The organism is Streptomyces sp. NPDC048353 (assembly GCF_055587165.1).
Genome location: NZ_JBVJGU010000002.1, coordinates 752,222 through 776,725, shown reverse-complemented (window position 1 = coordinate 776,725; position 24,504 = coordinate 752,222). Strand labels below are relative to the sequence as shown.

General features: G+C 71.6%; 20 protein-coding genes. 11 read left to right on the top strand and 9 right to left on the bottom strand.

Going from position 1 to position 24,504, the window contains the following annotated elements:
- Window positions 1–172: 172 nt before the first annotated feature.
- Window positions 173–1,261 carry a redox-regulated ATPase YchF gene (gene ychF / locus ACZ6RC_RS08950; RefSeq protein WP_391139422.1) on the bottom strand — a complete coding sequence of 363 codons (1,089 nt, stop codon included), beginning with the start codon at window positions 1,259–1,261 and terminating at the stop codon, window positions 173–175.
- Between the two features lie 204 nt (window positions 1,262–1,465).
- Between ychF and ACZ6RC_RS08945 the strand changes: the two genes are divergently transcribed.
- Complete coding sequence (locus ACZ6RC_RS08945; protein ID WP_391139423.1) at window positions 1,466–2,080, top strand: DUF6542 domain-containing protein; 615 nt, start codon at window positions 1,466–1,468, stop codon at window positions 2,078–2,080.
- A gap of 24 nt (window positions 2,081–2,104) precedes the next feature.
- Here the strand turns inward: ACZ6RC_RS08945 and ppgK are convergent, their stop codons facing one another.
- Both ppgK and ACZ6RC_RS08935 read right to left on the bottom strand, forming a co-directional pair.
- Window positions 2,105–2,845 (bottom strand): polyphosphate--glucose phosphotransferase, encoded by a 741-nt coding sequence (gene ppgK, locus ACZ6RC_RS08940; RefSeq protein ID WP_391139424.1) that lies wholly within the window; start codon window positions 2,843–2,845, stop codon window positions 2,105–2,107.
- A gap of 34 nt (window positions 2,846–2,879) precedes the next feature.
- Window positions 2,880–3,884, bottom strand: a complete 1,005-nt coding sequence (locus ACZ6RC_RS08935; protein ID WP_391139425.1) for a 4-hydroxy-3-methylbut-2-enyl diphosphate reductase — start codon at window positions 3,882–3,884, stop codon at window positions 2,880–2,882.
- A 184-nt stretch (window positions 3,885–4,068) separates the two neighbouring features.
- Between ACZ6RC_RS08935 and ACZ6RC_RS08930 the strand changes: the two genes are divergently transcribed.
- From ACZ6RC_RS08930 to ACZ6RC_RS08915, 4 genes are all read left to right on the top strand, one after another.
- Window positions 4,069–5,424, top strand: a complete 1,356-nt coding sequence (locus ACZ6RC_RS08930) for an APC family permease (RefSeq protein ID WP_469580830.1) — start codon at window positions 4,069–4,071, stop codon at window positions 5,422–5,424.
- A gap of 199 nt (window positions 5,425–5,623) precedes the next feature.
- Window positions 5,624–6,988, top strand: coding sequence for an exodeoxyribonuclease VII large subunit (xseA, locus tag ACZ6RC_RS08925; RefSeq protein WP_391139426.1), 1,365 nt, complete (start codon window positions 5,624–5,626; stop codon window positions 6,986–6,988).
- 34 nt (window positions 6,989–7,022) lie between these two features.
- Window positions 7,023–7,250 carry an exodeoxyribonuclease VII small subunit gene (locus tag ACZ6RC_RS08920; RefSeq protein WP_391139427.1) on the top strand — a complete coding sequence of 76 codons (228 nt, stop codon included), beginning with the start codon at window positions 7,023–7,025 and terminating at the stop codon, window positions 7,248–7,250.
- Window positions 7,251–7,392: 142 nt separating this feature from the next.
- Window positions 7,393–7,983: a malonic semialdehyde reductase gene (locus ACZ6RC_RS08915; RefSeq protein ID WP_391139428.1), complete on the top strand. Its 591-nt coding sequence runs from the start codon at window positions 7,393–7,395 to the stop codon at window positions 7,981–7,983.
- Between the two features lie 144 nt (window positions 7,984–8,127).
- Here ACZ6RC_RS08915 and ACZ6RC_RS08910 read toward each other — a convergent pair whose 3' ends face one another.
- Window positions 8,128–8,679, bottom strand: a complete 552-nt coding sequence (locus ACZ6RC_RS08910) for a DUF4245 domain-containing protein (protein ID WP_469580235.1) — start codon at window positions 8,677–8,679, stop codon at window positions 8,128–8,130.
- Between the two features lie 115 nt (window positions 8,680–8,794).
- Here ACZ6RC_RS08910 and glpX point away from each other — a divergent pair, with 115 nt between their 5' ends.
- Window positions 8,795–9,826, top strand: a complete 1,032-nt coding sequence (glpX, locus tag ACZ6RC_RS08905) for a class II fructose-bisphosphatase (protein ID WP_391139430.1) — start codon at window positions 8,795–8,797, stop codon at window positions 9,824–9,826.
- A gap of 141 nt (window positions 9,827–9,967) precedes the next feature.
- Here glpX and ACZ6RC_RS08900 read toward each other — a convergent pair whose 3' ends face one another.
- From ACZ6RC_RS08900 to ACZ6RC_RS08890, 3 genes are all read right to left on the bottom strand, one after another.
- Window positions 9,968–10,336, bottom strand: coding sequence for a WhiB family transcriptional regulator (locus tag ACZ6RC_RS08900; RefSeq protein WP_391139431.1), 369 nt, complete (start codon window positions 10,334–10,336; stop codon window positions 9,968–9,970).
- A gap of 248 nt (window positions 10,337–10,584) precedes the next feature.
- Window positions 10,585–11,274, bottom strand: a complete 690-nt coding sequence (locus tag ACZ6RC_RS08895; RefSeq protein ID WP_391139432.1) for a DUF1707 SHOCT-like domain-containing protein — start codon at window positions 11,272–11,274, stop codon at window positions 10,585–10,587.
- A 166-nt stretch (window positions 11,275–11,440) separates the two neighbouring features.
- Window positions 11,441–13,162, bottom strand: a complete 1,722-nt coding sequence (locus tag ACZ6RC_RS08890; protein WP_469580230.1) for a hypothetical protein — start codon at window positions 13,160–13,162, stop codon at window positions 11,441–11,443.
- Window positions 13,163–13,429: 267 nt separating this feature from the next.
- Here ACZ6RC_RS08890 and ACZ6RC_RS08885 point away from each other — a divergent pair, with 267 nt between their 5' ends.
- Both ACZ6RC_RS08885 and ACZ6RC_RS08880 read left to right on the top strand, forming a co-directional pair.
- Window positions 13,430–15,097 carry a fumarate hydratase gene (locus ACZ6RC_RS08885; protein WP_391139434.1) on the top strand — a complete coding sequence of 556 codons (1,668 nt, stop codon included), beginning with the start codon at window positions 13,430–13,432 and terminating at the stop codon, window positions 15,095–15,097.
- Window positions 15,098–15,187: 90 nt separating this feature from the next.
- Window positions 15,188–15,826 carry a lipoprotein gene (locus ACZ6RC_RS08880; protein ID WP_391139435.1) on the top strand — a complete coding sequence of 213 codons (639 nt, stop codon included), beginning with the start codon at window positions 15,188–15,190 and terminating at the stop codon, window positions 15,824–15,826.
- A gap of 91 nt (window positions 15,827–15,917) precedes the next feature.
- Here ACZ6RC_RS08880 and ACZ6RC_RS08875 read toward each other — a convergent pair whose 3' ends face one another.
- Window positions 15,918–17,471: a ricin-type beta-trefoil lectin domain protein gene (locus ACZ6RC_RS08875; RefSeq protein WP_469580225.1), complete on the bottom strand. Its 1,554-nt coding sequence runs from the start codon at window positions 17,469–17,471 to the stop codon at window positions 15,918–15,920.
- Between the two features lie 106 nt (window positions 17,472–17,577).
- Here ACZ6RC_RS08875 and ACZ6RC_RS08870 point away from each other — a divergent pair, with 106 nt between their 5' ends.
- The 3 genes from ACZ6RC_RS08870 to ACZ6RC_RS08860 all read left to right on the top strand — a co-directional run bounded on the left by ACZ6RC_RS08870 (window position 17,578) and on the right by ACZ6RC_RS08860 (window position 21,888).
- A complete protein-coding gene (locus tag ACZ6RC_RS08870) occupies window positions 17,578–18,987 on the top strand; it encodes a class II fumarate hydratase (RefSeq protein WP_469580222.1) in 1,410 nt (469 codons plus the stop codon).
- A 94-nt stretch (window positions 18,988–19,081) separates the two neighbouring features.
- Window positions 19,082–19,747, top strand: coding sequence for a cytidylyl-2-hydroxypropylphosphonate hydrolase (gene fomD, locus ACZ6RC_RS08865; RefSeq protein WP_453613383.1), 666 nt, complete (start codon window positions 19,082–19,084; stop codon window positions 19,745–19,747).
- Between the two features lie 290 nt (window positions 19,748–20,037).
- Window positions 20,038–21,888: a SpoIIE family protein phosphatase gene (locus ACZ6RC_RS08860; protein ID WP_391139439.1), complete on the top strand. Its 1,851-nt coding sequence runs from the start codon at window positions 20,038–20,040 to the stop codon at window positions 21,886–21,888.
- Between the two features lie 188 nt (window positions 21,889–22,076).
- Here the strand turns inward: ACZ6RC_RS08860 and ACZ6RC_RS08855 are convergent, their stop codons facing one another.
- Window positions 22,077–24,266 carry a transglycosylase domain-containing protein gene (locus ACZ6RC_RS08855; protein WP_469580216.1) on the bottom strand — a complete coding sequence of 730 codons (2,190 nt, stop codon included), beginning with the start codon at window positions 24,264–24,266 and terminating at the stop codon, window positions 22,077–22,079.
- Window positions 24,267–24,504 lie beyond the last annotated feature (238 nt).

The window sequence follows — 24,504 nt, the reverse complement described above, 5'->3', positions numbered from 1 at the left end:
TTGGCCTTAGGGTCAGGCCCCCTCCAACCTGCGCATTACTAGATCATCGACGTGACGGCGGCATCCGCTCCACGTTGAAACGCATGTATGAGGGATCGCGGCGTCGAGCACCGTCCTCGGCTGGCCGCCGAACCCACTCCACCGCAGGTCAGACGGCCTTTCACCGAACGTATTAGACGTTGAAGCGGAACTCCACCACGTCGCCGTCCTGCATCACGTACTCCTTGCCCTCCATGCGCGCCTTGCCCGCCGCGCGGGCCTCTGCCACCGAGCCCGTTTCGACCAGGTCCGCGAAGGAGATGACCTCGGCCTTGATGAAGCCCTTCTGGAAGTCCGTGTGGATCACGCCGGCCGCCTCGGGGGCCGTCGCGCCCTTCTTGATCGTCCAGGCGCGGGATTCCTTCGGGCCCGCCGTGAGGTAGGTCTGGAGGCCCAGGGTGTCGAAGCCCACGCGGGCGAGGGTCGCCAGGCCCGGCTCCTCGGCGCCTACGGACTGGAGGAGCTCCATGGCGTCCTCCTCGTCGAGCTCGGCGAGGTCCTGCTCCAGCTTGGCGTTGAGGAAGATCGCCTCGGCCGGGGCGACCAGCGCGCGCTGCTCGTCCTTGAAGGCGTCGTCCGTCAGCTCGTCCTCGTCCACGTTGAACACGTAGAGGAAGGGCTTCGTCGTCAGCAGGTGCAGGTCGTGCAGCAGCTCCGCCTTCTCCGAGCCCTGCAGGATGCCCTGCGAGAAGAGGGTGTCGCCCTTCTCCAGGATCTCCTTCGCCGCCTCGACCGCCGCGACCTTCGGCGCCACGTCCTTCTTGATCCGCGCCTCCTTCGCCAGGCGCGGCAGGACCTTCTCGATCGTCTGCAGGTCCGCGAGGATCAGCTCGGTGTTGATCGTCTCGATGTCGTCCTTCGGCGAGACCTTGCCGTCGACGTGGACGACGTTCTCGTCCTTGAAGGCCCGGATGACCTGGCAGATCGCGTCCGACTCGCGGATGTTCGCGAGGAACTTGTTGCCCAGGCCCTCGCCCTCGCTCGCGCCGCGGACGATGCCCGCGATGTCGACGAAGTCGACCGTCGCCGGCAGGACCCGCTGCGAGCTGAAGATCTCCGCCAGCTTCGTCAGGCGGGGGTCGGGGACCCCGACCACGCCGACGTTGGGCTCGATCGTGGCGAACGGGTAGTTGGCCGCCAGCACGTCGTTCTTGGTCAGGGCGTTGAACAGGGTCGACTTGCCGACATTCGGCAGGCCGACGATTCCGATCGTGAGCGACACGTTGGCGACTTCCCTAGCGATGGATGCGGTGGACGCGGTGTGGGCCACGGTGTGGACGGTGGGCCGATCCCTCAGTTTACGGGCGTGGCGAACCGGCCAGCGACGTGCGTTCCCCGTCGACTCTCGGTCGATATCGACTTCAAGGTCACCCAAAGGGCGTGTCCCACGGCGGTGACCGACCCCTACCCGACCTACGTTGGTGGAGTGGAGCAGCACAGGACAAGTCAGCCTCAGGGCCGCCGGCGGCCGCACGCCCCTCTGACCCCGCCCGGCGCGCTCGTCGAGGGCGCCGCCGTCTACCGCGTCGCCGCCCGCCCCGGCCCCACCGGCCGCGGCCGGGTCGAGCGCGCCGCCGCGCCCGCCCGCCCCAAGCCCGTCGCCCCCGCGGCGTCCGCCGGCCAACGGCTGCCCGGCCCCCGCCTGACCGGTCTCGGCGCCGGGCTCTTCGCCTCCGCCGTCATGCTCGTGCTCGGCTTTCTCGACCAGCTGCTCCTCGACGGATCCCCGGTCGTCTACGGGCTGCTGTTCCTCCCGGTCAGCGCCCTCACCGCGCTCTGGGTCCGCACCGCCGACCTCGTCACGGCCCCGATCAGCGTGCCCATCGCCTTCGCCGTGGGCGTCATCCCCATCGCCGGCGGCTCGGGCGGCTTCGGCGGCCAGGCGATGGCCGTCGTCACCGCCCTCGCCGTCCACGCCGGATGGCTGTACGGGGGCACGCTCGTCGCCGGTCTGATCAGCAGCGTCCGGAAGGTACGGGACATGGGGCGGCGCCGGCGCACCGGCGCCCGCCCCCTGCAGCGCCGCCGCCCCGCCCCGTAAGCGCGGCGAAAGCGGGGCGCGCCGTCAGCTCCGCTTCGACGCCATCGCCGCGCCCACGATCCCCGCGTCGTTCTGCAGCGCCGCCGGGACGATCTCGGCCTCGATGCCCTCGATCAGCGGCAGGAACTTGTCCGCCTTGCGGCTCACTCCCCCGCCGAGGATGAACAGATCCGGCGAGAACAGCATCTCCACGTGCGCGAGATACTTGTGCAGCCGCCGCGCCCAGTGCTCCCAGCTGAGGTCCTCGTCCTCCTTCGCCTTCACCGAGGCCCGCTTCTCCGCGTCGTGCCCCTTCAGCTCCAGGTGGCCCAGCTCGGTGTTCGGCACGAGCCGCCCGTCGACGAAGAGGGCCGAGCCGATGCCCGTACCCAGCGTCAGCATGATCACCGTGCCCTGACGGTCCCGCCCGGCCCCGAAGGTCATCTCCGCGACCCCGGCCGCGTCCGCGTCGTTCAGGACCGTCACCGCCCGGCCCCCGAGCCGGTCCCCGAACAGCTTGCCCGCGTCGACGCCGACCCATCCCTTGTCGACGTTGGCCGCCGTACGGATCGTGGAGCCGGTCACGACGCCGGGGAAGGTGACGCCCACCGGCCCGGACCAGCCGAAGTGCTCCACGACTTCCGCGACGCATCCCGCGATGTCGTCCGGCGTCGCGGGATGCGGGGTCAGTACCTTGTGGCGCGGTTCCGCGAGGGCTCCCCGTTCCAGGTCCACGGGAGCGCCCTTGATGCCCGAGCCGCCGATGTCCACTCCGAAAACGTTCATGGAATCAACGGTAGGGGGAAACACCGTCCGGTGTTCACTCCTCCAGGAGCGCGGCGGCCTCCGCCCGCAGATCCTTGTTGCGCAGCTCCTTCGGGAGCGAGAACGTCAGGGACTCGTCGGCGGTCTTCACGATCTCCACGTCGGCATAGCCGCGCTCGGAGAGCCACACCAGGACCTCCTCGACCAGGACGTCCGGCACCGAGGCTCCCGAGGAGAGACCGACCGTCGTGACGCCTTCCAGCCACGCTTCGTCGATCTCGCTCGCGAAGTCGACGAGGTACGCCTCCGGCACACCGGCCTGCTTGGCGACCTCGACCATGCGGATGGAGTTCGAGGAGTTCTTCGAGCCGACCACGATCACCAGCTCCGCCTGTCCGGCGAGCTCCTTGATGGCCATCTGCCGGTTCTGCGTGGCGTAACAGATGTCGCTCGACGGCGGGGAGATCAGCTGCGGGAACTTCTCCTGCAGCGCGTCCACCGTCTCCATCGTCTCGTCGACGGAGAGGGTCGTCTGGGAGAGCCAGACGACCTTGGACGGGTCGCGCACCTCCACCTTCGCCACGTCCTCCGGGCCGTCGACCAGCTGGATGTGGTCGGGCGCCTCGCCGGAGGTGCCGATGACCTCCTCGTGGCCTTCGTGGCCGATCAGCAGGATGTCGAAGTCGGCGTCGGCGTACCGGACGGCCTCCTTGTGCACCTTGGTGACCAGCGGGCAGGTCGCGTCGATGGTCGCGAGCCGGCCCTGCCGGGCCTCGTCGTGGACCGTCGGCGCCACGCCGTGCGCGGAGAACATGACGATGTTGCCCGGGGGCACCTCGGTCGCCTGGTCGACGAAGATCGCGCCCTTCCGCTCCAGGGTCTGGACGACGTACTTGTTGTGGACGATCTCGTGGCGGACGTAGATCGGCGACCCGTACTGCTCCAGGGCCTTTTCCACGGCGATCACGGCACGGTCGACGCCCGCGCAGTAGCCGCGGGGAGCGGCGAGCAGGACACGCTTCGGGCGGTTGGTCGCGGGCGTAGCAGTCATGCGTCCCATCGTAAGGCCGCGCCATGAGGGCCCCGGCGCGCAGCCACCCGTACGCCCCCCTCACGACCCCGACCCGCCCCGCTCGCCCCCGCCCGCCCGCCGCACGCGCGCGTACGGCGGGTCGCGGCGCGTACGGGCTCGTACGGTCGCGTCGGTCAGGCGGATGATCCGCTCCGTGGCCGAGACTGACCCCATGGCGCAGGAATCACCGCAGGATCCGCCGGTCGCGGAGCACACCGGGCTGCGGCGGACGCTCGGCTTCCGTGACCTCGTCGTCTACGGACTGCTCTTCATCGCGCCCATGGCCCCGGTCGGCGTCTTCGGCACCCTCGACGCCAAGTCGCACGGCGCGGTGGCGCTGGTCTACCTCGTCGCGACGGTCGCCATGGCGTTCACCGCCTTCAGCTACGCCCTGATGGTGCGGGTCGCCCCGCAGGCGGGTTCCGTCTTCACCTACGCCCGCAAGGGGCTGGGCGAGGGCCCCGGTTTCATCGCGGGGTGGATGGCGATGCTCGACTACCTCCTCATCCCCGCCGTGGCCTACCTCTTCGCCGGGATCGCCATGGAGGCACTGGTTCCGGAGGTCGACCGGTGGGTGTGGACCGGGATCGCGGTGATCATCACGACCCTCCTCAACCTGTGGGGCGTCCGCGCGGCGGCGCGGGTCGGCTTCGCGGTGCTCGCGATGGAGATCGTGGTGCTGCTGATCTTCGTCGTGTCGGCCGTGACCGTGCTCGTACGGGACGGGGCACGGCGCGACTGGTGGTCGCCGCTCGTCGGCGACGCGTCGTTCTCGCTCGCCGCCGTGTTCGGCGCGGTGTCGGTGGCCGTGCTGTCGTACCTCGGCTTCGACGCCATCGCCTCCTTCGCCGAGGAGGTCACCGGCGGTTCGGCGAAGGTCGCGCGGGCGGTGCTGTTCTGCCTCGCCCTCGCCGGTGTGCTCTTCATCGCCCAGACGTATCTGGTGGCGCTCCTCGAACCGGTGTCGTCGGCGGAGCTGGCGGCCGAACCCGTGAAGCAGGGCTCGGCCTTCTACGACGCCGTCGACGCGTCCGTCGGCGGCTGGCTGCACGACCTGGTGGCGGCCTCCAAGGCGATCGGCGCGGCGTTCGCGGCGTTGGCGGGGCAGGCGGCGGGAGGCAGGCTCCTCTTCGCGATGGGCCGCGACCGGCGGCTTCCGCGCGCCCTCGCCCGGACGGATTCGGGTGTGCCGCGGGTGGCCCTCCTGGTCGCGGCGACCGTGACGATGGTCGCCGCGGTGTGGGCCGCGCGGCAGGACGACGGGCTCGACCACCTGGTGTCGGTGGTCGACATCGGGGCGCTCACGGCGTTCGTCCTGCTCCACGCGAGCGTGGTGGGCTGGTTCGCCGTACGGCGGGCGGAGGGTCCGCCGCACGTGCTCAAGCACATCGTGGCGCCGGTGCTGGGCGCGGCGATCCTCGTGGCCGTGATCGCGGAGGCGGCGACCTCAGCGCAGCTGGTGGGCGTGATCTGGCTGGGCGTGGGGCTGGTGATCCTCGCGTTGCAGGGGACGACGAGGCGGGCGTGACCTCCACTGGCGGGGCGGGCTTCGGCGCGGGCGTCCCGGGGGGCGGGGCCGGGCCTGTACCGGGGATGGGTCGGGCCTGTCGCGCTCGTACGGGGGATGGAGCTGGGCCTGCCGGGCCCGTAGGGGGGATGGGTCGGGCCCGTCTGCGCCTCCCCCGGCGGGTCCCTCCGATGTCCGAGCGGGGCACTAGTCTCGGCGCATGGCTCTGAACACGTCCGCCGAAGCTCCGATTCCCGTCGGGGAGGTCTCCCGGCTCATCGGGGGGTGGATCGACCGGCTCGGGGCCGTGTGGGTCGAGGGGCAGATCACGCAGCTGTCGCGGCGCCCCGGCGCCGGTGTCGTGTTCCTGACCCTGCGGGATCCGTCGCACGACATCTCCATCGGCGTCACCTGCTACCGCCAGGTCTTCGACGCCGTCGCCGACATCGTCTCCGAGGGCGCGCGGGTCGTCGTGCACGCCAAGCCCGAGTGGTACGCCCCGCGCGGACAGCTCTCGCTGCGGGCCGTGGAGATCAAGCCGGTCGGCATCGGGGAGCTGCTGGCCCGCCTCGAACAGCTGAAGCGGAGCCTCGGCGCCGAGGGGCTGTTCGCGCTCGACCGCAAGAAGCCCCTGCCGTTCCTGCCCCAGCTCATCGGCCTGGTCTCGGGCCGTGCCTCCGCCGCCGAGCGGGACGTCCTGGAGAACGCCCGGCGGCGCTGGCCGGCCGTCCGCTTCGAGGTCCGCAACGTCGCCGTGCAGGGTGTGAAGGCCGTGCCGCAGGTGGTCCAGGCCGTCAAGGAGCTCGACGCGCACGAGGGGGTGGACGTGATCATCGTGGCGCGGGGCGGCGGCAGCGTGGAGGACCTGCTGCCGTTCTCGGACGAGCAGTTGATCCGGGCCGTCGCCGCCTGCCGTACGCCGGTGGTCTCCGCGATCGGCCACGAACCCGACTCGCCGCTGCTCGACCTGGTCGCCGACCTGCGGGCCTCCACGCCGACGGACGCGGCCAAGAAGGTCGTGCCGGACGTCGGGGAGGAGCTGGACCGGGTGCAGGGACTGCGGGACCGGGCGCTGCGGACCGTACGGGGGCTGCTGGAGCGCGAGGAGCGCGGGCTGGCGCACGCCCTGGGGCGGCCGGTCATGGAGCATCCGCAGCGGATGGTGGAGCTGCGCGAGGACGAGCTGGACGCGCTCCTCGCGCGCAGCCGGCGGACGCTCGGGCACCTCCTCGACCGGGCCGACTCCGAGCTGTCCCACACCCGCGCGCGGGTACGGGCCCTGTCGCCGGCCGCGACGATGGAGCGCGGCTACGCGGTGCTCCAGCGCGGGGACGGAACCGTGGTGCGCAGCCCGGAGGAGGTGGGGGCGGCGGAGGAGCTGCGGGCCAGGGTGGCGGCCGGCGAGTTCGCGGTCCGCCGCGTCGACGGTGAGGCGCCCACCCCGCACCGCCCCGACGCGAACGAGGCCGACGCGAACCGCCCCGACGCGAGCGAGACGGGCGAGGACGGCACGGGCCCGGTCGCGGCGCACCAGGCCGCCGCGCACCGGGTCGCCACGAGCCCGGTCGACGCGGACGGATCGTGATCCCTTGTCCGACCCCACGCATAGGGTGGTACGCATGGCAGGCACGGTGGAAGAGGCAGCGCTCGGCTACGAGCAGGCGCGGGACGAGCTGATCGAGGTCGTCCGGCGCTTGGAGGCGGGCGGCACGACCCTGGAGGAGTCCCTCGCCCTCTGGGAGCGCGGCGAGGAGCTGGCGAAGGTGTGCCGGCGCTGGCTCGAAGGGGCCAGGGCGCGGCTCGACGCCTCCCTCGCGGCGGAGGCGGCGGACGACGAACGGGGCTGATCAGGGACCGGGGCTGCCCCTGCGCTCCGCCGGGCGCCTGTGAACCGGATCACTATCCGCATTGTTTAGTTGAAAATTAACCAATCGCCGTCGTACGGTCGGGACATCGCTCGAACCCCTTGCTTGTCCGGAAGGTACGCAGATGTCTCTCGCCCTTGACCCCGCCGCCCAGGACCTCCTCTTCCGTGAGGCCCGCACCGCCAACACCTTCACCGACGAGCCGGTGACGGACGAGCAGGTGCAGGCGATCTACGACCTGGTGAAGTACGGCCCGACCGCCTTCAACCAGACCCCGCTGCGCATCACCCTGGTCCGCTCCCCCGAGGCCCGCGAGCGTCTGGTCAAACACATGGCCGAGGGCAACCAGCCGAAGACCGCCGCCGCCCCGCTCGTGGCGATCCTCTCCGCCGACAACGAGTTCCACGAGGAGCTCCCGGCCCTGCTCCCGCACTTCCCGCAGGCCAAGGACATGTTCTTCGCCGAGCGCCCGGCCCGCGAGGGCTCCGCGCTGCTCAACGCCGCCCTTCAGGCCGCGTACTTCATCATCGGCGTCCGGGCCGCCGGCCTGGCCGCCGGCCCGATGACCGGCCTGGACTTCGCCGGCGTCCAGAAGGAGTTCCTGGACGGCGACCACACCCCGCTGATGGTCGTCAACATCGGCAAGCCCGGCGAGGACGCCTGGTTCCCGCGCTCCCCCCGTCTGAGCTTCGACGAGGTCGTCACCACCGTCTGACATCCGCGCCGCGACCCGGAACCTCCCGGATCCGGCACGGCGAAGGCCCCCGGCGCATCGCGCCGGGGGCCTTTCCCGTCTCCCGTCCGCCCCGCAGGGCCGAAGGACACCCGCACCTCGCCCGGACCTTCGCCTCGCCCGGACCTAGACCTTGCTCGGCCCGGCGGGCTTGCCCGCACGCAGCGAGCCCGCCATCTCCGCCAGCCGCTCGAACGACGCCGTACCGGTCACCACGGTCGTCGCCTTGCCGTCCGTGCGCACCAGGGCGTCGTAGTGCGGGCCCTCCCAGCGCTGCCAGACCTGGCCGGCCACCGTCTGCGTCTTCCCGGAGTTCTCGGCCTGCTGCGTCACGTCCGGGACGAACTTCTTCGGCTCCGACGTCGACTGGTACAGGGCCACGTACTGCGTGTCCGGGTCGAGGAAGCCCAGCCGCCACGTGTCGCCCTGCTCGCGCTTGTACGAGACGACCGTCGCCTTCCAGTCCGCGCCGAGCCCCTCGGGAGCCAGCACCGGATAGGGCGCCGCCCGCTGGGCCGTCAGGAGCTCCACCCGGTAGTCCTTGGTCGGGACCGGGTTCGCGTCCTCGTCATGCGGGATGAAGTAGTACATCACGCCCGCGGCGACCAAAATCACCGCGAGGGACTGGATCATCCCGCGTACCGTCTGCCTGCCTCGCATACCTGCCACGCCCCCCATGGTCGCATCATGGTCCCGTGCTCATACGTGGACCCCTCTGCTCAATTTGTCGACGTACCGATAGAGTCGCAGCACCCTCCATTCCGGCCGTCGCCGTACAGAAAGGTGCGCTCCGATGACCGAGCATCATCTGCCGTCCGAGCTCGAGGTCTCGCCCGAGGCCCCCGACCGCAACCTCGCCCTCGAACTGGTACGTGTCACCGAGGCCGCCGCCATGGCCGCCGGCCGCTGGGTCGGCCGCGGGGACAAGATCGGCGCCGACGGCGCCGCGGTCAACGCCATGCGGACCCTCGTCTCCACCGTCTCGATGAACGGCGTCGTCGTCATCGGCGAGGGCGAGAAGGACGAAGCCCCCATGCTCTACAACGGGGAGCGCATCGGCGACGGCACCGGCGCCGAGGTGGACATCGCCGTCGACCCGATCGACGGCACCACCCTCAACGCCAAGGGCATGCCGAACGCCATCGCCGTCCTGGCCGCCGCCGACCGCGGCACCATGTTCGACCCGTCCGCGGTCTTCTACATGGACAAGCTGGTCACCGGCCCCGAGGCCGCCGACTTCGTCGACATCAACGCCCCGGTCTCGGTCAACATCCGCCGCGTCGCCCGGGCCAAGAACATGGCCCCCGAGGACGTCACGGTCGTCATCCTGGACCGCCCCCGCCACGAGGGCATCGTCAAGGAGATCCGCGAGACCGGCGCCCGGATCAAGTTCATCTCCGACGGCGACGTCGCCGGCTCGATCATGGCGGTCCGCGAGGGCACCGGCGTCGACCTGCTGCTCGGCATCGGCGGCACGCCCGAAGGCATCATCTCGGCCTGCGCCATCAAGTGCCTGGGCGGCGTGATCCAGGGCAAGCTGTGGCCGAAGGACGAGGCCGAGCGCCAGAAGGCGATCGACGCGGGCCACGACCTGGACCGGGTGCTCTCCACGGACGACCTGGTCAGTGGCGAGAACGTGTTCTTCGTCGCGACCGGCATCACGGACGGCGAGCTGCTGCGCGGCGTGCGCTACCGCTCGGAGACGGCGACCACGTCGTCGCTGGTGATGCGCTCGAAGTCCGGCACGATCCGCCAGATCGACTCGACGCACCGGCTCGCGAAGCTGCGCGCCTACAGCAAGATCGACTTCGACCGCGCGAAGTAGCACCCCGCCCCGGTCTCCTTCCGGAGGCCGGAGGCCCACCGGCGGTCGCGAAGAGCTACGAGGTACGAAGAGGGGCGCCCCCATGTGCGGTGGGGGCGCCCCTTCTCGTACGGCCTGGCCTCCGGGGCCGTCGGCCGAAGGTCAGCCGGCCGCGGCGATCCGGTCCGTCGCCGCCTTCCGCAGCTCCACCTCGCGCCGCCGGCGCCGGGCGAGCACCACGCGGCGCTCGGCCGCGGTCAACCCGCCCCACACGCCGTACGGCTCCGGCTGGAGCAGCGCGTGCTCCCGGCACTCGACCATCACGGGGCAGCGGGCGCAGACCCTCTTGGCGGCCTCCTCTCTGGAGAGCCGGGCGGCGGTCGGCTCCTTCGAGGGGGCGAAGAACAGCCCCGCCTCGTCCCGGCGGCACACCGCCTCCGTGTGCCAGGGGCCTGCCTCGTCCTCCCGTGCGGGGGCACGCTGAGGGGGGACGGCAGCGACCTGGAGGGGCTGATGCGGCGGATGCAGCACGGTCTACTCCTGACGACGGCTTCGCGAGCGAGAGACGATGCAGCAGCCTTACCCGCTGTGCGTACGCCTATGCACCGCGTGCCGTGGAGTTCCGGAGTGCGGAATCCGAGGGGCGGAATCCGGTCACCGGGATCCACGCCGACACCGGCCCCCGCGCCGGCCGGACCGCCTGGGCACGTCCGTACCACCGGCACGTCCCGACCGCCCGGACACCTCCGTACCGTCCGGGCCCCTCTGCCCGCGTCCGGTCAGTGGCCGAGGTGCTTGCGCACCTGGTTCTGCAGGTCGGTGATCCACTTGCCGCGCTTGGGCTTGGCCTCGACGTTGCCGAACACCGAATAGCCGTTGATGACGACCACGGGGGCCTGCGGGTCGGCACCCTCCAGGTTCACCACCTCGAAGTTGCCGAAGATGCCCGTGCCGTTGCCGCGCAGGGTGATGTTCTCCGGAACCCGGACCTCGACGTTGCCGAAGATGGAGGTGGCGTTGATGGTGGTGAGGCGCTGGGCGAAGAGGGCTTCGGTCAGGTCGATCTCGATGTTGCCGAAGAGGGAGAAGGCGTTGGTCCGCCGGCCCACGCGCCAACGGCCCTTGCGGGTGGTGCTGGAGAAGACGGCCACCAGATTGTCCGCGGGGCCCGAGGCGTCGTCGGGGCCGTAGGCGTACGCCGATTCGGGCGTGGGGCGGGGATGGGTGCCGGCGGGCAGGTCGCGGACGATGGGCTCCAGCTCGCCCACGGTCTTCGCGCGGTAGACGGCGTCGATCCGCTCGGAATGCTCCTCGGCGTCGAGCCGCCCCTCGGCCAGGGCGTCCCGGAGGATGTCCGCGATCCGGTCCCGGTCGGCGTCCGAGGCCCTCAGGGAGTCGCCGACGGCGGCGGGCGCCGGGGCGGGCTCGGCGGGGGCGACCGGCTTCTGAGGCTGCTTATCGAGGTCCACGTCACCACCTTAGCGAAACGCGATAGATCGCGACTAGCCCACCGCGCGGGTGGTGTGGACAACAGCCGAGTCGCCACCCGCGCCGGCACCCGGCTCCCCGCCGGTTCCGCACCCGCTCCGGACCCGCTCCGGACCCGCCAGACGCCCGGGCGGCCCTGACCGGGATTCAGCCCACCGTCGTCCGGAGGGACGCGGTGTTGTCGCTCGGATCCGGGTCGGACGTGGCCGCGCCCACCGTCGCCGTGTGGGTGACCGTCGACCCCGACGGGGCCCGGACCGCGACCCTGACGGTCACGGTCGCCTGCGCGTGGGCGGCGACGCGGCCGAGCGCGCAACTCACGGTGTCGGACGACCCGCCGCGCGGCAGGGCCGTGCAACTCCCCTGGCTGGGCGACGCGCTGACGAACCGTCCCTCGCCGGGCAGGTTGCCGTCGAGCACCACGTCGTCGGCGGCGGCCGGCCCGTCGTTGTGGACCGTGATCGTGTACGTCAGGCCGTCGCCGCTCGCCACGGACGCGTCCGGGGTGATCGTGACCCGCAGATCGGCGCGGGGCAGGACGACGGCCAGACTGTGCGCGAAGCCCGCGGTGACCGAGCCCACGCCCTCCAGCGGCCGGTCGCAGTCGGCCGTCTGGGCGGCCGCGCAGAGGCGGTTCGGGGTGGTCCTGCCGGTCCCCCAGAGGCGGGCGGTGCCGTCGGAGTGCCGGGTCAGGCTGGACCGGAACCCGGCGTCGACGGCGGTCGCCCCGCCGAGGAACGTGGTGCACCCGGCGCCCGTCCCCGTACCGCAGACGCGCACCGGCGTGTACCGGTCCGTCGTCGTACCGTCGCCCAGCTGGCCCTGGCTGTTGCGGCCCCAGGCCCGTACGCCACCGTCCGACAGCACCGCCAGGCCGTGGTCCTCGCCCGCGGCCACCGACGCCACACCGCCGAGGAAGGCGGTGCAGCCGGCCGTCGTCCCCACCGCGCAGACCCGCACGGGCGCGGTCCGGTCGGTGGTGGTGCCGTCGCCGAGGTGGCCGTGGAAGTTCTGGCCCCAGCCGCGGGCCGTGCCGTCCGTCATCGCGCCGAGGCTGAAGAAGAGGCCCGCGGCGACGCCGCGTACCCCGCTGGTCAGCAGGCTGGGCACGGGCACGAGCCGCTGTGCGGTGGTGCCGTCGCCGAGGGCTCCGTGGCGGTTGTCGCCCCAGGCGCGCACCCCGCCGCGCGTCCCGACGGCGAGGCTGTGGGCGTAGCCGGCCGAGAGGGAGGTGACGCCGGTGAGGAAGCTGGTGCACCCCGCCTCCGTGTTCTCGGCGCAGACCTGGACGGGGACGTTGCTGCCGGTGGTGGTGCCGTTGCCGAGCTGGCCCTGGCCGTTGTGCCCCCAGGCCCAGACCGTGCCGTCCGAACGCAGCGCCAGGGTGTGCAGCCGCCCGGCGGAGAGGGCGGTCACCCCCGTCAGCGAGCCCACCCGGACGGGCGCCCGGCGGCTGACGTAGGTGCCGTCGCCCAACTGCCCGGTCGCGTTGCTGCCCCAGGCCCAGACCGTGCCGTCGGCGGCGAGGGCCACGCTGTGGTGGTAGCCCGCCTCCACGGCGATCACCTGGCCGAGCGCCTTGGGGCAGGGGGCGGCGCCGCAGACCGCGACCGGTCCCTGGGTCGCGCCGACGGTCGAGGCGTCGCCCACCTGCCCGTACTCGTTCGACCCCCAGGCCACCACCTGGCCCGGATCGGCCGCCAGGACCCGGGCGGTACGCGGCGGCGCGGCCGCGGAATGCGCCCTGCCGGCCGTATCCGCCCCGCCCGCCGCGGCCTGCGCGGGGGTGAGACCCGCCCACAGCAGGGCGGTCAGCCCGAGGGCCGCGGCCCGCCTCAGGGGCCGGCGTTGCCGTACCGCACGTTCCATGGCTCGTCCTCCGAACACGTTCGAGGCCCCCGGCGGCGCGGAAGCAGGCGGCCGGCGCGCAGGGCACGTACGAGCACAATCTGGACCTCTCGCCCGGGGCGAGGGGGCAGACACGCAGCGTGAGTGTCACTTGGCCGATACGGACATCACCCGCCCGGAACTGAGCCTTACCTCACAGACCCGGCCCGAGAGCCGCGCTCTACGCTGGAGGACGCGCCGCCAATGGAGGCGGCGCAGCTGTCTGCCGAGTGAGGAATGGCCGCCGTCATGCCAGAGTTTTCGTACTCCGATCTGCTCCCCCTGGGAGAGGACACCACGCCCTACCGCCTGGTGACCGCCGAAGGTGTCTCCACCTTCGAGGCCGACGGCCGTACGTTCCTCACGGTCGAGCCGGAGGCCCTGCGCCGGCTGGCCGCCGAGGCCATCCACGACATCCAGCACTACCTCCGCCCGGCCCACCTGGCCCAGCTGCGGCGGATCATCGACGACCCGGAAGCCTCGGGCAACGACAAGTTCGTCGCGCTCGACCTCCTCAAGAACGCGAACATCGCCGCCGCCGGTGTCCTCCCCATGTGCCAGGACACCGGCACCGCGATCGTCATGGGCAAGCGCGGCCAGAACGTGCTGACCTCCGGCCGCGACGAGGAGGCCCTGTCCAAGGGCGTCTACGACGCGTACACCAAGCTCAACCTGCGGTACTCGCAGATGGCCCCCGTCACCATGTGGGAGGAGAAGAACACCGGCTCGAACCTGCCCGCGCAGATCGAGCTGTACGCGACCGACGGCGGCGCGTACAAGTTCCTCTTCATGGCCAAGGGCGGCGGCTCCGCCAACAAGTCCTTCCTCTACCAGGAGACGAAGGCCGTGCTCAACGAGGCGAGCATGATGAAGTTCCTGGAGGAGAAGATCCGCTCGCTCGGCACGGCCGCCTGCCCGCCGTACCACCTGGCGATCGTCGTCGGCGGCACGTCCGCCGAGTTCGCGCTGAAGACCGCGAAGTACGCCTCCGCGCACTACCTGGACGAGCTGCCCACCGAGGGCTCGGCCGAGACCGGCCACGGCTTCCGGGACAAGGAGCTGGAGGAGAAGGTCTTCGAGCTCACGCAGAAGATCGGCATCGGCGCGCAGTTCGGCGGAAAGTACTTCTGCCACGACGTCCGCGTCGTCCGGCTGCCGCGCCACGGCGCCTCGCTGCCCGTCGCGATCGCCGTCTCCTGCTCGGCCGACCGCCAGGCCGTCGCGAAGATCACCGCAGAGGGCGTCTTCCTGGAGCAGCTGGAGACCGACCCGGCGCGCTTCCTGCCGGAGACGACGGAGGAGCACCTCGCCGCCGACGGCGACGTGGTGAAGATCGACCTGAACCAGCCGATGGACGAGATCCTGGCCGAGCTGACGAAGTACCCGGTCAAGACCCGCCTCTCGCTGACCGGCCCGCTGGTCGTGGCGCGCGACATCGCGCACGCCAAGATCAAGGAGCGGCTGGACGCGGGCGAGGACATGCCGCAGTACCTGAAGGACCACCCGGTCTACTACGCCGGCCCGGCTAAGACCCCCGAGGGCTACGCCTCCGGCTCCTTCGGCCCGACGACGGCCGGCCGGATGGACTCCTACGTCGAGCAGTTCCAGGCGGCGGGCGGCTCGAAGGTCATGCTGGCCAAGGGCAACCGCAGCAAGCAGGTCACGGACGCGTGCGGCAGCCACGGCGGCTTCTACCTGGGCTCGATCGGCGGCCCGGCGGCGCGTCTCGCGCAGGACTGCATCAAGAAGGTCGAGGTCGTCGAGTACGAGGAGCTCGGCATGGAGGCGGTCTGGAAGATCGAGGTCGAGGACTTCCCGGCGTTCATCGTGGTGGACGACAAGGGCAACGACTTCTTCCAGAATCCGGCTCCGGAGCCGACGTTCACCCACATCCCGGTGCGCGGGCCCGGCCTGTAGCCGGTCCGGGGCGGGGTTTCCGGTGGGGCGGCGGGTGGTCGGCCGCCCTGCCTCCCCCGTCCCTGATCGACCCTCATTAGGCTGGCGCCCATGAGACATCACATACGGGTGCGAGCCGCCCTGGCTCCCGCCCTCCTCGCCGTCGCCTCCGTCGGCGTGCTGGCCGGATGCGGGACCGAGAAGGCGTCGACGGCCTCGCCCGAGGCCGCCAAGGACGCGCCGGCCGCCGCCGGGGCTAAGGCCGCCGCGTCGCTCGGCGAGCCCGGTACCGCGTGCGTGCTGCCGGTCTCCTTCGGTCTCGCCGCGGACTGGAAGCCCAAGGCCGTCACCGTCGACGCCGGCGACGAGCTGTCCGCCGCCCTCGGCAAGCAGGGGCCCGCGACGATGGTCTGCGAGATCGACGCAAAGCCCGCCGGGAACATCGGCTATCTGCGCGTCTGGACGGCCCCGGGGGACTCGGCCCGTACGGCGCTCGAAGGGTTCGTGAAGGCGGAGAAGAACAGCTCCAAGGTCGCGTACGAGGAGACCAAGGCGGGCGCGCTCCCGGTCGTCGAGGTCACGTACACCGTCTACAACAAGATCATGGAGGAGTCCAAGGAGGAGAGCGCCTTCGCGGTCTCCACCCCGAAGGGCACGGTCATCGTGCACCTCGGCGGGCTCGACAGCGAGGAGCACCGCGAGATGCTCCCCGCGTACGAGCTGGCCCGTTCGAGCGTCAAGGCCCTCTGACCGAGCGCCCGCCGAGGCCCCCGTCCCGCACCGGACGGGGGCCTCGGCGCACGGGACTGCGCGCCGTCGCCTCGCGCGCGCCCCGTTCGACCTACACGAACCGCTGGTTCACCGAGCCGGAGCAGTTCTGCAGCCGCAGCGGCTCCTTCGCCGCCGCCTGGGTCAGGCAGAGCCCCGTCGCGGCCGCCGGCCGGACCGTGGCCCCGTCGCGTACGAACCTCTGGTTCGCCGCGCCCGAGCAGTTCCAGAGGACCACCGCCGTGCCGGCCTGGTACCGCGCGCCCGGTACGTCCAGGCAGCGGTCCTGGGTCAGCTCCGTGTGGAAGGTGGAGCGGGCGGGGTCGTACCACCAGCCCTGGTTGCGGCCGCCGTGGCAGTCCCAGCCGAGCACGGCGGTGCCGTTGGCGCTGGCGGAGGCGTGGACGTCGGCGCAGTCGCCGGTGGCGGCGTTCCGCAGCGGCTTGTACGCGTCGTCCCAGGCGTACGGGACGAGGAGCGGTCTGCCCGTGGAGTTCACGTCCGCGCAGCCGGCTTCGCGCAGGCCGGTGGCGTACAGCTGGGTGAGGCAGGAGGCGAAGGCGGCGTGACCGCGGGCGTTGGGGTGGAAGGACTGCCGGACGGAGTTCTCGTCCGGGGTGCCGGGCTTGGAGAGGTCGATGTAGAGGCCCCGGGCCCAGGGGTCCTCCATGCAGACCTCGTGGCCCTGGAAGAGGCGGGAGTTGTCGAGGTAGGTGGCTCCGGTGTTCGCGGCGGCCCTGCGCATGCCGCGTTCGAAGGCGGGGACGGCGGTGTTGCGGCCCCAGACGGTGTCGGAGTCGTAGCCGAGGCCGCCGCAGGCGAGCTTGCCGGGGAAGTTCGGGTTGTCGCGGAAGTCGGGGCCGATGGGGCTGGGGTAGCCCATGACGACGAGCCGGTAGTCGCCGTCGGCGTAGCCGGCGTCGCGCATGACGGTCCGCAGGTCGCGTACGGTCTGCTCGACCTTGGGGACGAGCGCGTCGACGCGGGCCTGCCAGCCGGGGGCGTACTTCGGTTCGCAGGCGCCCTGGAGGGTGAGGTAGCGCGTGACGCAGTCCGTCATCACCGGGCCGAACTGGAGGTCGTCGTTGGCGCCGGCGACCAGGAGCACCATCTTGAGGCGGGTGTTGCGGGCCTTGACGGCGAGGTTGTCGCTCTGGACGAGTTCGTCGGCGTACTGCTTCGAGCCGCCGATCCTGATGTTGCCGCTGTAGGCGCCGGAGCAGGACACGTTGAAGGTGAGGTCCGCGGGGATTCCGGTGCGGTGGATGGCGGCGTCGGGCGAGCGGTGGCACCAGTTGGTGGGGCCGTTGGTCGGCGGTTCGTAGCTGCCGACGCCCTCTCCGGAGATCTCGCTGTCGCCGAGGGAGATCAGCCCGGTCTTGCGTTCGGCGAACGGGCGCTCGGCGGGGTCGCCGTAGATCCTGGTCGCCTCGGCGGCGCGGACGGCTTCCAGTTCGGGCGGGAGCGGTACGGATGCGCTGCGGGTGACGCGGTCGGTGGCGCCGGTCGTGCCGTCGGTCGTGTCGGCCGCGCCGGCGGGTGCCGCGGCTGCCATGGTTCCGAGGGCCGTCACGGCAGCGGCCGTGGCCGCGATCGTCCAGCGGAGTCTGCGCCTGGTGCGCCTCATCGCGCCTCCTGGAGGTGGGGTTACCCACGGTTTCTACTGGTCGGTACGCGCCTTGGGAATAGGCGGAACAAGACAACTGCTCAACTTTTACAGGAGGTTGCGAACCATGAGTGACACGAGTGACAACCGGGAGTTCCGGATCGAGCACGACTCCATGGGCGAGGTGCGGGTCCCCACCCACGCCAAGTGGCGCGCCCAGACCCAGCGCGCGGTGGAGAACTTCCCGGTCTCCGGGCAGCGCCTCGAACGCACCCACATCGAGGCCCTCGCCCGCATCAAGGCGGCCGCCGCCAAGGTCAACGCCGAACTCGGCGTGATCGACGAGGACATCGCGGGCGCCATCGAGGAGGCCGCCGCCGAGGTCGCCGAGGGGCGCTGGGACGAGCACTTCCCGGTCGACGTCTTCCAGACCGGCTCGGGCACCTCGTCCAACATGAACACCAACGAGGTGCTGGCCACCCTGGCCGGTGAACGCCTCCCGGAAGGCCGGGGCGTCCACCCCAACGACCATGTGAACGCCTCCCAGTCGTCCAACGACGTCTTCCCGTCCTCGATCCACATCGCCGCGACGGCCGCCGTCACCCGTGATCTGATCCCGGCCCTGGCCCGTCTGGCCGACTCCCTGGAGCGGAAATCGGCCGAATTCTCGGAGGTGGTGAAGTCCGGCCGTACGCATCTGATGGACGCCACTCCGGTGACCCTGGGCCAGGAGTTCGGGGGGTACGCGGCCCAGGTCAGGTACGGGATCGAACGGCTGGAGTCCGCTCTCCCCCGGCTCGCCGAACTGCCCCTCGGCGGTACGGCGGTGGGCACCGGCATCAACACGCCACCCGGCTTCTCGGCCGCCGTCATCGCCGAGGTCGCGCGCGCGACCGGTCTGCCCCTGACCGAGGCCCGTGACCACTTCGAGGCGCAGGGCGCCCGGGACGGTCTGGTGGAGACGTCCGGGCAGCTCAGGACCATCGCCGTCTCCCTGACGAAGATCTCCAACGATCTGCGCTGGATGGCGTCGGGACCGCGCACCGGCCTGGCCGAGATCAATCTGCCCGATCTCCAGCCGGGCTCCTCGATCATGCCGGGCAAGGTGAATCCGGTCATTCCCGAGGCGGTCCTGATGGTCGCCGCGCAGGTGACCGGAAACGACACCACGGTGGCGGTGGCGGGCGCGGCCGGGAACTTCGAGCTCAACGTGATGCTGCCGGTGATCGCGAAGAACCTCCTGGAGTCCGTCCGGCTCCTCGCCAACGCGGCCCGCCTGCTGGCGGACCGTACGGTGGACGGCATCACCGCCAACGTGGAGCGGGCCAGGGAGTACGCCGAGTCGTCCCCGTCCGTCGTCACGCCGCTGAACAAGTACATCGGCTACGAGGAGGCCGCCAAGGTCGCCAAGAAGTCCCTGGCGGAGCGGAAGACGATCCGCGAGGTCGTCCTGGAGGCCGGGTACGTCGAGCGCGGCGACCTGACCGTGGAGCAGTTGGACGAGGCCCTGGACGTGCTGCGCATGACACGTCCGTAGGCGCCCGTGGGCGCCCGAAACCGGCTCGGACGTATCTGACTCATCCGTGACCTGTGCCGCAGCGGTGCGGGGGGCACGCCCCTAAGATCTGCGCATGACAGGATCGGGCGGCCCCCAGCACTGGGCGCCGGGGGAGCACATCCTCTGGCGCTACCGCGGCAACGGCTCCGGCGCTGTGCACATCTGCCGGCCGGTGACCGTCGTCCAGGACACCTCCGAGCTGCTCGCCGTCTGGATGGCGCCGAACACCGAGTGCGTCAAGCCCGTGATCGCCGACGGGACTCCCGTACACGAGGAGCCGCTGGCCACCCGCTACACCGCGCCGCGCACCACCACCCGCTCGCGCTGGTTCGGCACGGGCGTGCTGAAGCTCGCGAGACCCGGGGACCCCTGGTCGGTGTGGCTGTTCTGGGACCGCGGCTGGCGCTTCCGCAGCTGGTACGTGAACCTGGAGGAGCCGCGGACCCGCTGGGACGGCGGCATCGACTCCGAGGACCACTTCCTCGACATCTCCGTCTACCCCGACCGTAGCTGGATGTGGCGGGACGAGGACGAGTTCGCGCAGGCCCAGCGGGCCGGTCTGATGGACGCGCCGCAGGCCGCGCGGGTGCGGGAGGCCGGCCGGGCCGCCGTAGAGGTGATCCGGTCGTGGGGCGCGCCGTTCTCGGACGGCTGGGAGGACTGGCGTCCGGATCCGCACTGGGGCGTTCCCGAGCTTCCGTCGGACTGGGATCGCACTCCGGCGCACACCGCACCATGAGACCCTTGATGCGCCCCCGGGGTGCAAACGTAGGATCGTCCTCCGCAAGACCGTGATCAACCGAACGCCGTGTCAACCACTGAGCACAGCGCAGGACCTGACCGTAAGTCATCCAAGAGGGGGAGAGCCGTGCCGGACGTGTGCCCGGGTGTTCCGACCCCTGCCGCCGTCGCCGCCCGCGGGGTCTTCGGATCCGGCGCCCGCCAGGGGTTTATCCCCGGTGAAGGAGCGGCATCGGCGAGAAGAGCGAGTGCATCGCACCACCGGCCCGGACGGACGGAACCCCACGCGTGACGGAGCATCCCACCTCCCACGAAGGCCGCCAGCCGCTGGCTGCCCGGTCGCAGGAGCGCACCCGCCCCCGGCAGGAGGCGGCCCCGGCCGCCACGACGGCCGCGGCCGTCGCGGTGCCCGCGCCCGGCGGCGGGGTGGCGCAGGACGCCGCCGCCTCGCGGCGGGAGGGTGACCGGCTGCGGTTCGTGGGCGCGGCGACCCGGCGGATCGCCCGCGGCATAGACCTGGACGAGATCGTGCTCGGCCTGTGCCGGGCCACCGTGCCGACCTTCTCCGACGTGATCCTGGTCTATCTGCGCGATCCGCTGCCGGTGGGCGACGAGCGGCCGGTGGCGCCGTTCGTGCTGCGGCTGCGCCGCACCGACCGGCTGCGCTTAACGGACCTGGAGGGCGAGGAGCTCGTCCTCGTCCCCGATCCGGATCCGACGCCGGCGGCCGAGCTCTGCGAGGTCCGCTCCGGCGGAGCCCTCGCCGAGGTGCTGCGCGGGGTCCGGCCGGTCTTCGGCGACTCGGCGGCCGCGCGGGCCGCGCTGCCCGAACTGCTCGGCTCCGACCATCCGGTGCCGGGCGGGCACCGGGCGATCCTCGCGCCGCTGCGCGGCCGGCGCCGGGTCATCGGCGCCGCGGTCTTCCTGCGCCGCCCCGAGCGTCCCGGCTTCGAGCCGAACGACCTGCTGGTCGCGGCCCAGTTGGCGACGCACACGGCGCTCGGCATCGACAAGGCGGTGCTGTACGGCCGTGAGGCGTACATCGCGGACGAGCTGCAGCGCACGATGCTGCCGGACTCGCTGCCGCAGCCGACCGGTGTGAAGCTCGCCTCCCGCTATCTCCCGGCGGCCGAGACGGCCCGGGTGGGCGGTGACTGGTACGACGCGATTCCGCTGCCGGGCAGCCGGGTGGCGCTGGTCGTCGGCGACGTGATGGGCCACTCCATGACGTCCGCCGCGATCATGGGCCAGCTGCGGACCACCGCGCAGACGCTGGCCGGTCTCGACCTGCCGCCGCAGGAGGTGCTGCACCACCTCGACGAGCAGGCGCAGCGGCTGGGGCAGGACCGGATGGCGACCTGCCTGTACGCGGTGTACGACCCGGTCTCGCACCGGATCACGATCGCGAACGCGGGTCATCCGCCGCCGATACTGCTGCACCTCGGCGGCCGGGCGGAGGTGCTCCGCGTGCCGCCGGGCGCCCCGATCGGCGTGGGCGGGGTGGACTTCGAGGCGGTGGAGCTGGACGCTCCGGCGGGCGCGACCCTGCTGCTGTACACGGACGGTCTGGTGGAGTCGCGGCTGCGGGACGTGTGGACCGGGATCGAGCAGTTGCGGGAGCGGCTGGCGGCGACGGCGCAGTTGACCGGCCCGGACCATTCGCCTCCACTGGAGGCGCTCTGCGACGACGTCCTCGACATGCTCGGCCCGGGTGACCGGGACGACGACATCGCGCTGCTGGCGGCCCGGTTCGACGGGATCGCGCCCAGTGACGTGGCGTACTGGTTCCTAGAGCCGGAGGACGCGGCTCCGGGGCGGGCCAGGCGGCTCGCGCGGCGGGCGCTGACCCGCTGGGGTCTGGAGGAGCTGTCGGACTCGGTCGAGTTGCTGATCAGCGAGGTTGTGACGAACGCGGTGCGGTACGCGGAGCGGCCGGTGACGCTGCGCCTGCTGCGGACCGATGTGCTGCGCTGCGAGGTCGGCGACGACTCGCCGCAGCTGCCCCGGCAGCGGCGGGCGCGGGACACCGACGAGGGGGGCCGGGGGCTCTTCCTGGTGAACCGGCTGGCGCGGCGGTGGGGGGCGACCCGGCTGTCGGGCGGCAAGGTCGTGTGGTTCGAGCTGTCCACGCGGACGTAGGGCGCGAGCACCGAGTATGACGATGGCCGGGCCCTTGAAGGGCCCGGCCATCGTCATACTCGCGGGAGCCGGGCGGTCGCCGGGCACGGACCCGGCTCACCGAATACGGCTCCGGCTCACGGGCGCCCGGGCCCGGGTCCGGCGCACGGGCGCCCGGGCCCGGGTCACCAGGTCACCAACTCACCCGGTCACGGGAAGGAACGTGCGCCCTCGTCGCCGCCGTTGACCGGGGGTTCGATCGTCGGGTCCGTCGTCTCCGTCGGTGTCGGCTTCGGCTTCGGCGGCGGCGGGATGGTGATCGTCCGGGTGGGCTGCGGCGGCGTCGAGCCGGTCGGCTTCGGCGGCGGCGTCGGGTCCGGGGTGTCGGAGGTGGGCGGCGGGCTCGACGACGGGGACTCCTCGGTCCGGGACGGCGTCGGCTCCGGATCGACGACGCCCGAGTCGCCGGTCTCCAGGTCGAAGCGGGCGTCCGAGCCGCCGCCGAGCGCGCTGGTGGTGTAGGCGCCCCAGATCTGGGCCGGGGTGCGGCCGCCGTTGGCGCGGCCGGCGTTGATCGTGTCGGTCAGGGTGACCTGGTTGCCCTTGGGGTCCTCGCCGAAGAGGCCGACGGCGGTGACCAGTTCGGGGGTGTAGCCGACGAACCAGGCGGAGCGGTTGTTCTCCGAGGTGCCGGTCTTGCCGGCCGCCGCGTAGTCGCCGGCGGCGCGGAAGCCGGAGCCGCTGGAGACGACGCCGGTCATCGCCTTGGTGACGGTGTCGGCGGCCTCGCGGCTGAGGACCCGCTCGCCGATCCCCTTGACCGGTTCGGCCGTACGGTCCTTGTGCTCGGCGGACTTCACGATGGTCGGGGTGACCTTCACACCGTGGTTGTCCAGGGTCGCGTAGGCGGCGGCCATGTCCCAGGTGGAGGCGCCCATGGTGCCGAGCGACATCGCGGGGCTCTCGCCGAAGTCGGCGCCGTCGCGCAGGCCGAGGTCGAGCGCGGTCTTCTTCACGTTGCCCGGGCCGACGTCGACGATCATCTGGGCGTACACCGAGTTGATCGAGCTGTTGGTCGCCTTCTGGACGGTGACGGGGCCGTAGCTCCTGTTGTCCTCGTTCTCCGGCCGGAAGGCGACGTCGCTGCCCTCGACCGGGCGCTTGCTGGTGCCGTCGTAGACGGTGCCGAGGCCGATCTTCCGGCCGTCCTGGGTCTCGGCGCCGTTCTCCAGGGCGGAGGCGAGCACGATCGGCTTGAAGGTGGAGGCGGGCTGGTAGTCGCGCCGGGTGGCGTTGGACAGCCAGTGTTCGGTGGCGCCGACGCCGCCGTAGAGGGCGAGGACCTTGCCGGTCTTCGGGTCGACCGAGGTGGCGCCGGCCTGGACGGTGGCGTCCTTCTTGTCGCCCTCGCGGTCGAGCTTGTCCTCCAGCTGCCGCTCGACCGCCTTGATCAGCGACTTCTGCTTCTTCTCGTCGATGTTGAGGGTGATCGTCCAGCCGCCGGCCCTGATGTCGCCCTCGCTGATGCCCTGGCGCATCAGCTCCTGGTTGGCGGCCTCGACGAGGTAGCCGGTCTGGCCGCTCATGCCGGGGGCGGGCTTGGGCTTCTGCGGGACGGGGAACGTCAGGCCGGCCCGCTCGCTCTGCGGCAGCCAGCCTTCCTCGACCATGTTGTCGAGGGTGTAGTTCCAGCGCTCCTCGACGAGCTTGCGGCCGGTGGGGCTTGCGGAGGTCCAGTCGTACTGGTTCGGGGCCTGGAGCAGGGAGGCGAGGTAGGCGCCCTGGGCGACCGTCAGCTTGGAGGCGTCGACACCGTAGTAGGACTGGGCGGCGGCCTGGATGCCGTAGGCGCTGCGTCCGTAGTAGCTGGTGTTCATGTACCCGGCGAGGATCTCGCTCTTCGAGGAGCGCTGGTCGACCTTGAGGGCGATCACCATCTCCTTGAGCTTGCGGGTGACCGTCTGGTCCTGGTCCAGGTAGTAGTTCTTGACGTACTGCTGGGTGATGGTCGAGCCACCCTGCTTGCCCTTGCCGGTGATGGTGTTCAGCGCACCGCGCGCGGTGCCCTTGATGTCGACGCCGTGGTCCTTGTAGAAGGTCTTGTTCTCGGCGGCGACGAAGGTCTTCTGGACGCCCTCGGGGATCTTCTCCAGGCCGACGATCTCGCGGTTGATCTCGCCGGTGCGGGCGAGGACCTTGCCGTTGGCGTACTTGTAGACGTTGCTCTGCATGGTCGCCTGGGCGTTGGCGGTGGGCACCGGGACCAGCAGATAGACGGCGTAGAAGGCCCCCATGACGAGGAGGCAGCCGACGAAGAACGTGCCCAGGAGTTTCCTCCAGGTGAAGAGGCGGCGTATCCGCCCGCCTTTTCCTCCCTGGCCCTTGTCCGCTCGGCCCATGTGCCTCGTCGCTCCGCTCGTCGTCGTTCCGGCTCGGTGTCCGCCGTCCGGCTCGGTGCCCGCGCCGAATCAGCTCAGCAAGCTAACACCGCTCATGCAGACAAAGGGCGATCGATCCGGTCTTTCCGGACGTGACAATCAGCACCTGTCTCCACGGGAACCGACGCGTCCGGGGCGGCGATGGTTGTGCGATACCGGTCACAGGCTGCCCGAACAGGCGTATACATCGCGCGTATAC

Excerpts from the sequence above, each read along its gene's own strand:
- ppgK (WP_391139424.1), bottom strand. The coding sequence starts at position 2,845 with ATGAACGTTTTCGGAGTGGACATCGGCGGCTCGGGCATCAAGGGCGCT.
- ACZ6RC_RS08935 (WP_391139425.1), bottom strand. The coding sequence starts at position 3,884 with ATGGGACGCATGACTGCTACGCCCGCGACCAACCGCCCGAAGCGTGTC.
- ACZ6RC_RS08930 (WP_469580830.1), top strand. The coding sequence starts at position 4,069 with ATGGCGCAGGAATCACCGCAGGATCCGCCGGTCGCGGAGCACACCGGG.
- xseA (WP_391139426.1), top strand. The coding sequence starts at position 5,624 with ATGGCTCTGAACACGTCCGCCGAAGCTCCGATTCCCGTCGGGGAGGTC.
- ACZ6RC_RS08920 (WP_391139427.1), top strand. The coding sequence starts at position 7,023 with ATGGCAGGCACGGTGGAAGAGGCAGCGCTCGGCTACGAGCAGGCGCGG.
- ACZ6RC_RS08915 (WP_391139428.1), top strand. The coding sequence starts at position 7,393 with ATGTCTCTCGCCCTTGACCCCGCCGCCCAGGACCTCCTCTTCCGTGAG.
- ACZ6RC_RS08910 (WP_469580235.1), bottom strand. The coding sequence starts at position 8,679 with ATGGGGGGCGTGGCAGGTATGCGAGGCAGGCAGACGGTACGCGGGATG.
- glpX (WP_391139430.1), top strand. The coding sequence starts at position 8,795 with ATGACCGAGCATCATCTGCCGTCCGAGCTCGAGGTCTCGCCCGAGGCC.
- ACZ6RC_RS08890 (WP_469580230.1), bottom strand. The coding sequence starts at position 13,162 with ATGGAACGTGCGGTACGGCAACGCCGGCCCCTGAGGCGGGCCGCGGCC.
- ACZ6RC_RS08885 (WP_391139434.1), top strand. The coding sequence starts at position 13,430 with ATGCCAGAGTTTTCGTACTCCGATCTGCTCCCCCTGGGAGAGGACACC.
- ACZ6RC_RS08880 (WP_391139435.1), top strand. The coding sequence starts at position 15,188 with ATGAGACATCACATACGGGTGCGAGCCGCCCTGGCTCCCGCCCTCCTC.
- ACZ6RC_RS08875 (WP_469580225.1), bottom strand. The coding sequence starts at position 17,471 with ATGAGGCGCACCAGGCGCAGACTCCGCTGGACGATCGCGGCCACGGCC.
- ACZ6RC_RS08870 (WP_469580222.1), top strand. The coding sequence starts at position 17,578 with ATGAGTGACACGAGTGACAACCGGGAGTTCCGGATCGAGCACGACTCC.
- fomD (WP_453613383.1), top strand. The coding sequence starts at position 19,082 with ATGACAGGATCGGGCGGCCCCCAGCACTGGGCGCCGGGGGAGCACATC.
- ACZ6RC_RS08855 (WP_469580216.1), bottom strand. The coding sequence starts at position 24,266 with ATGGGCCGAGCGGACAAGGGCCAGGGAGGAAAAGGCGGGCGGATACGC.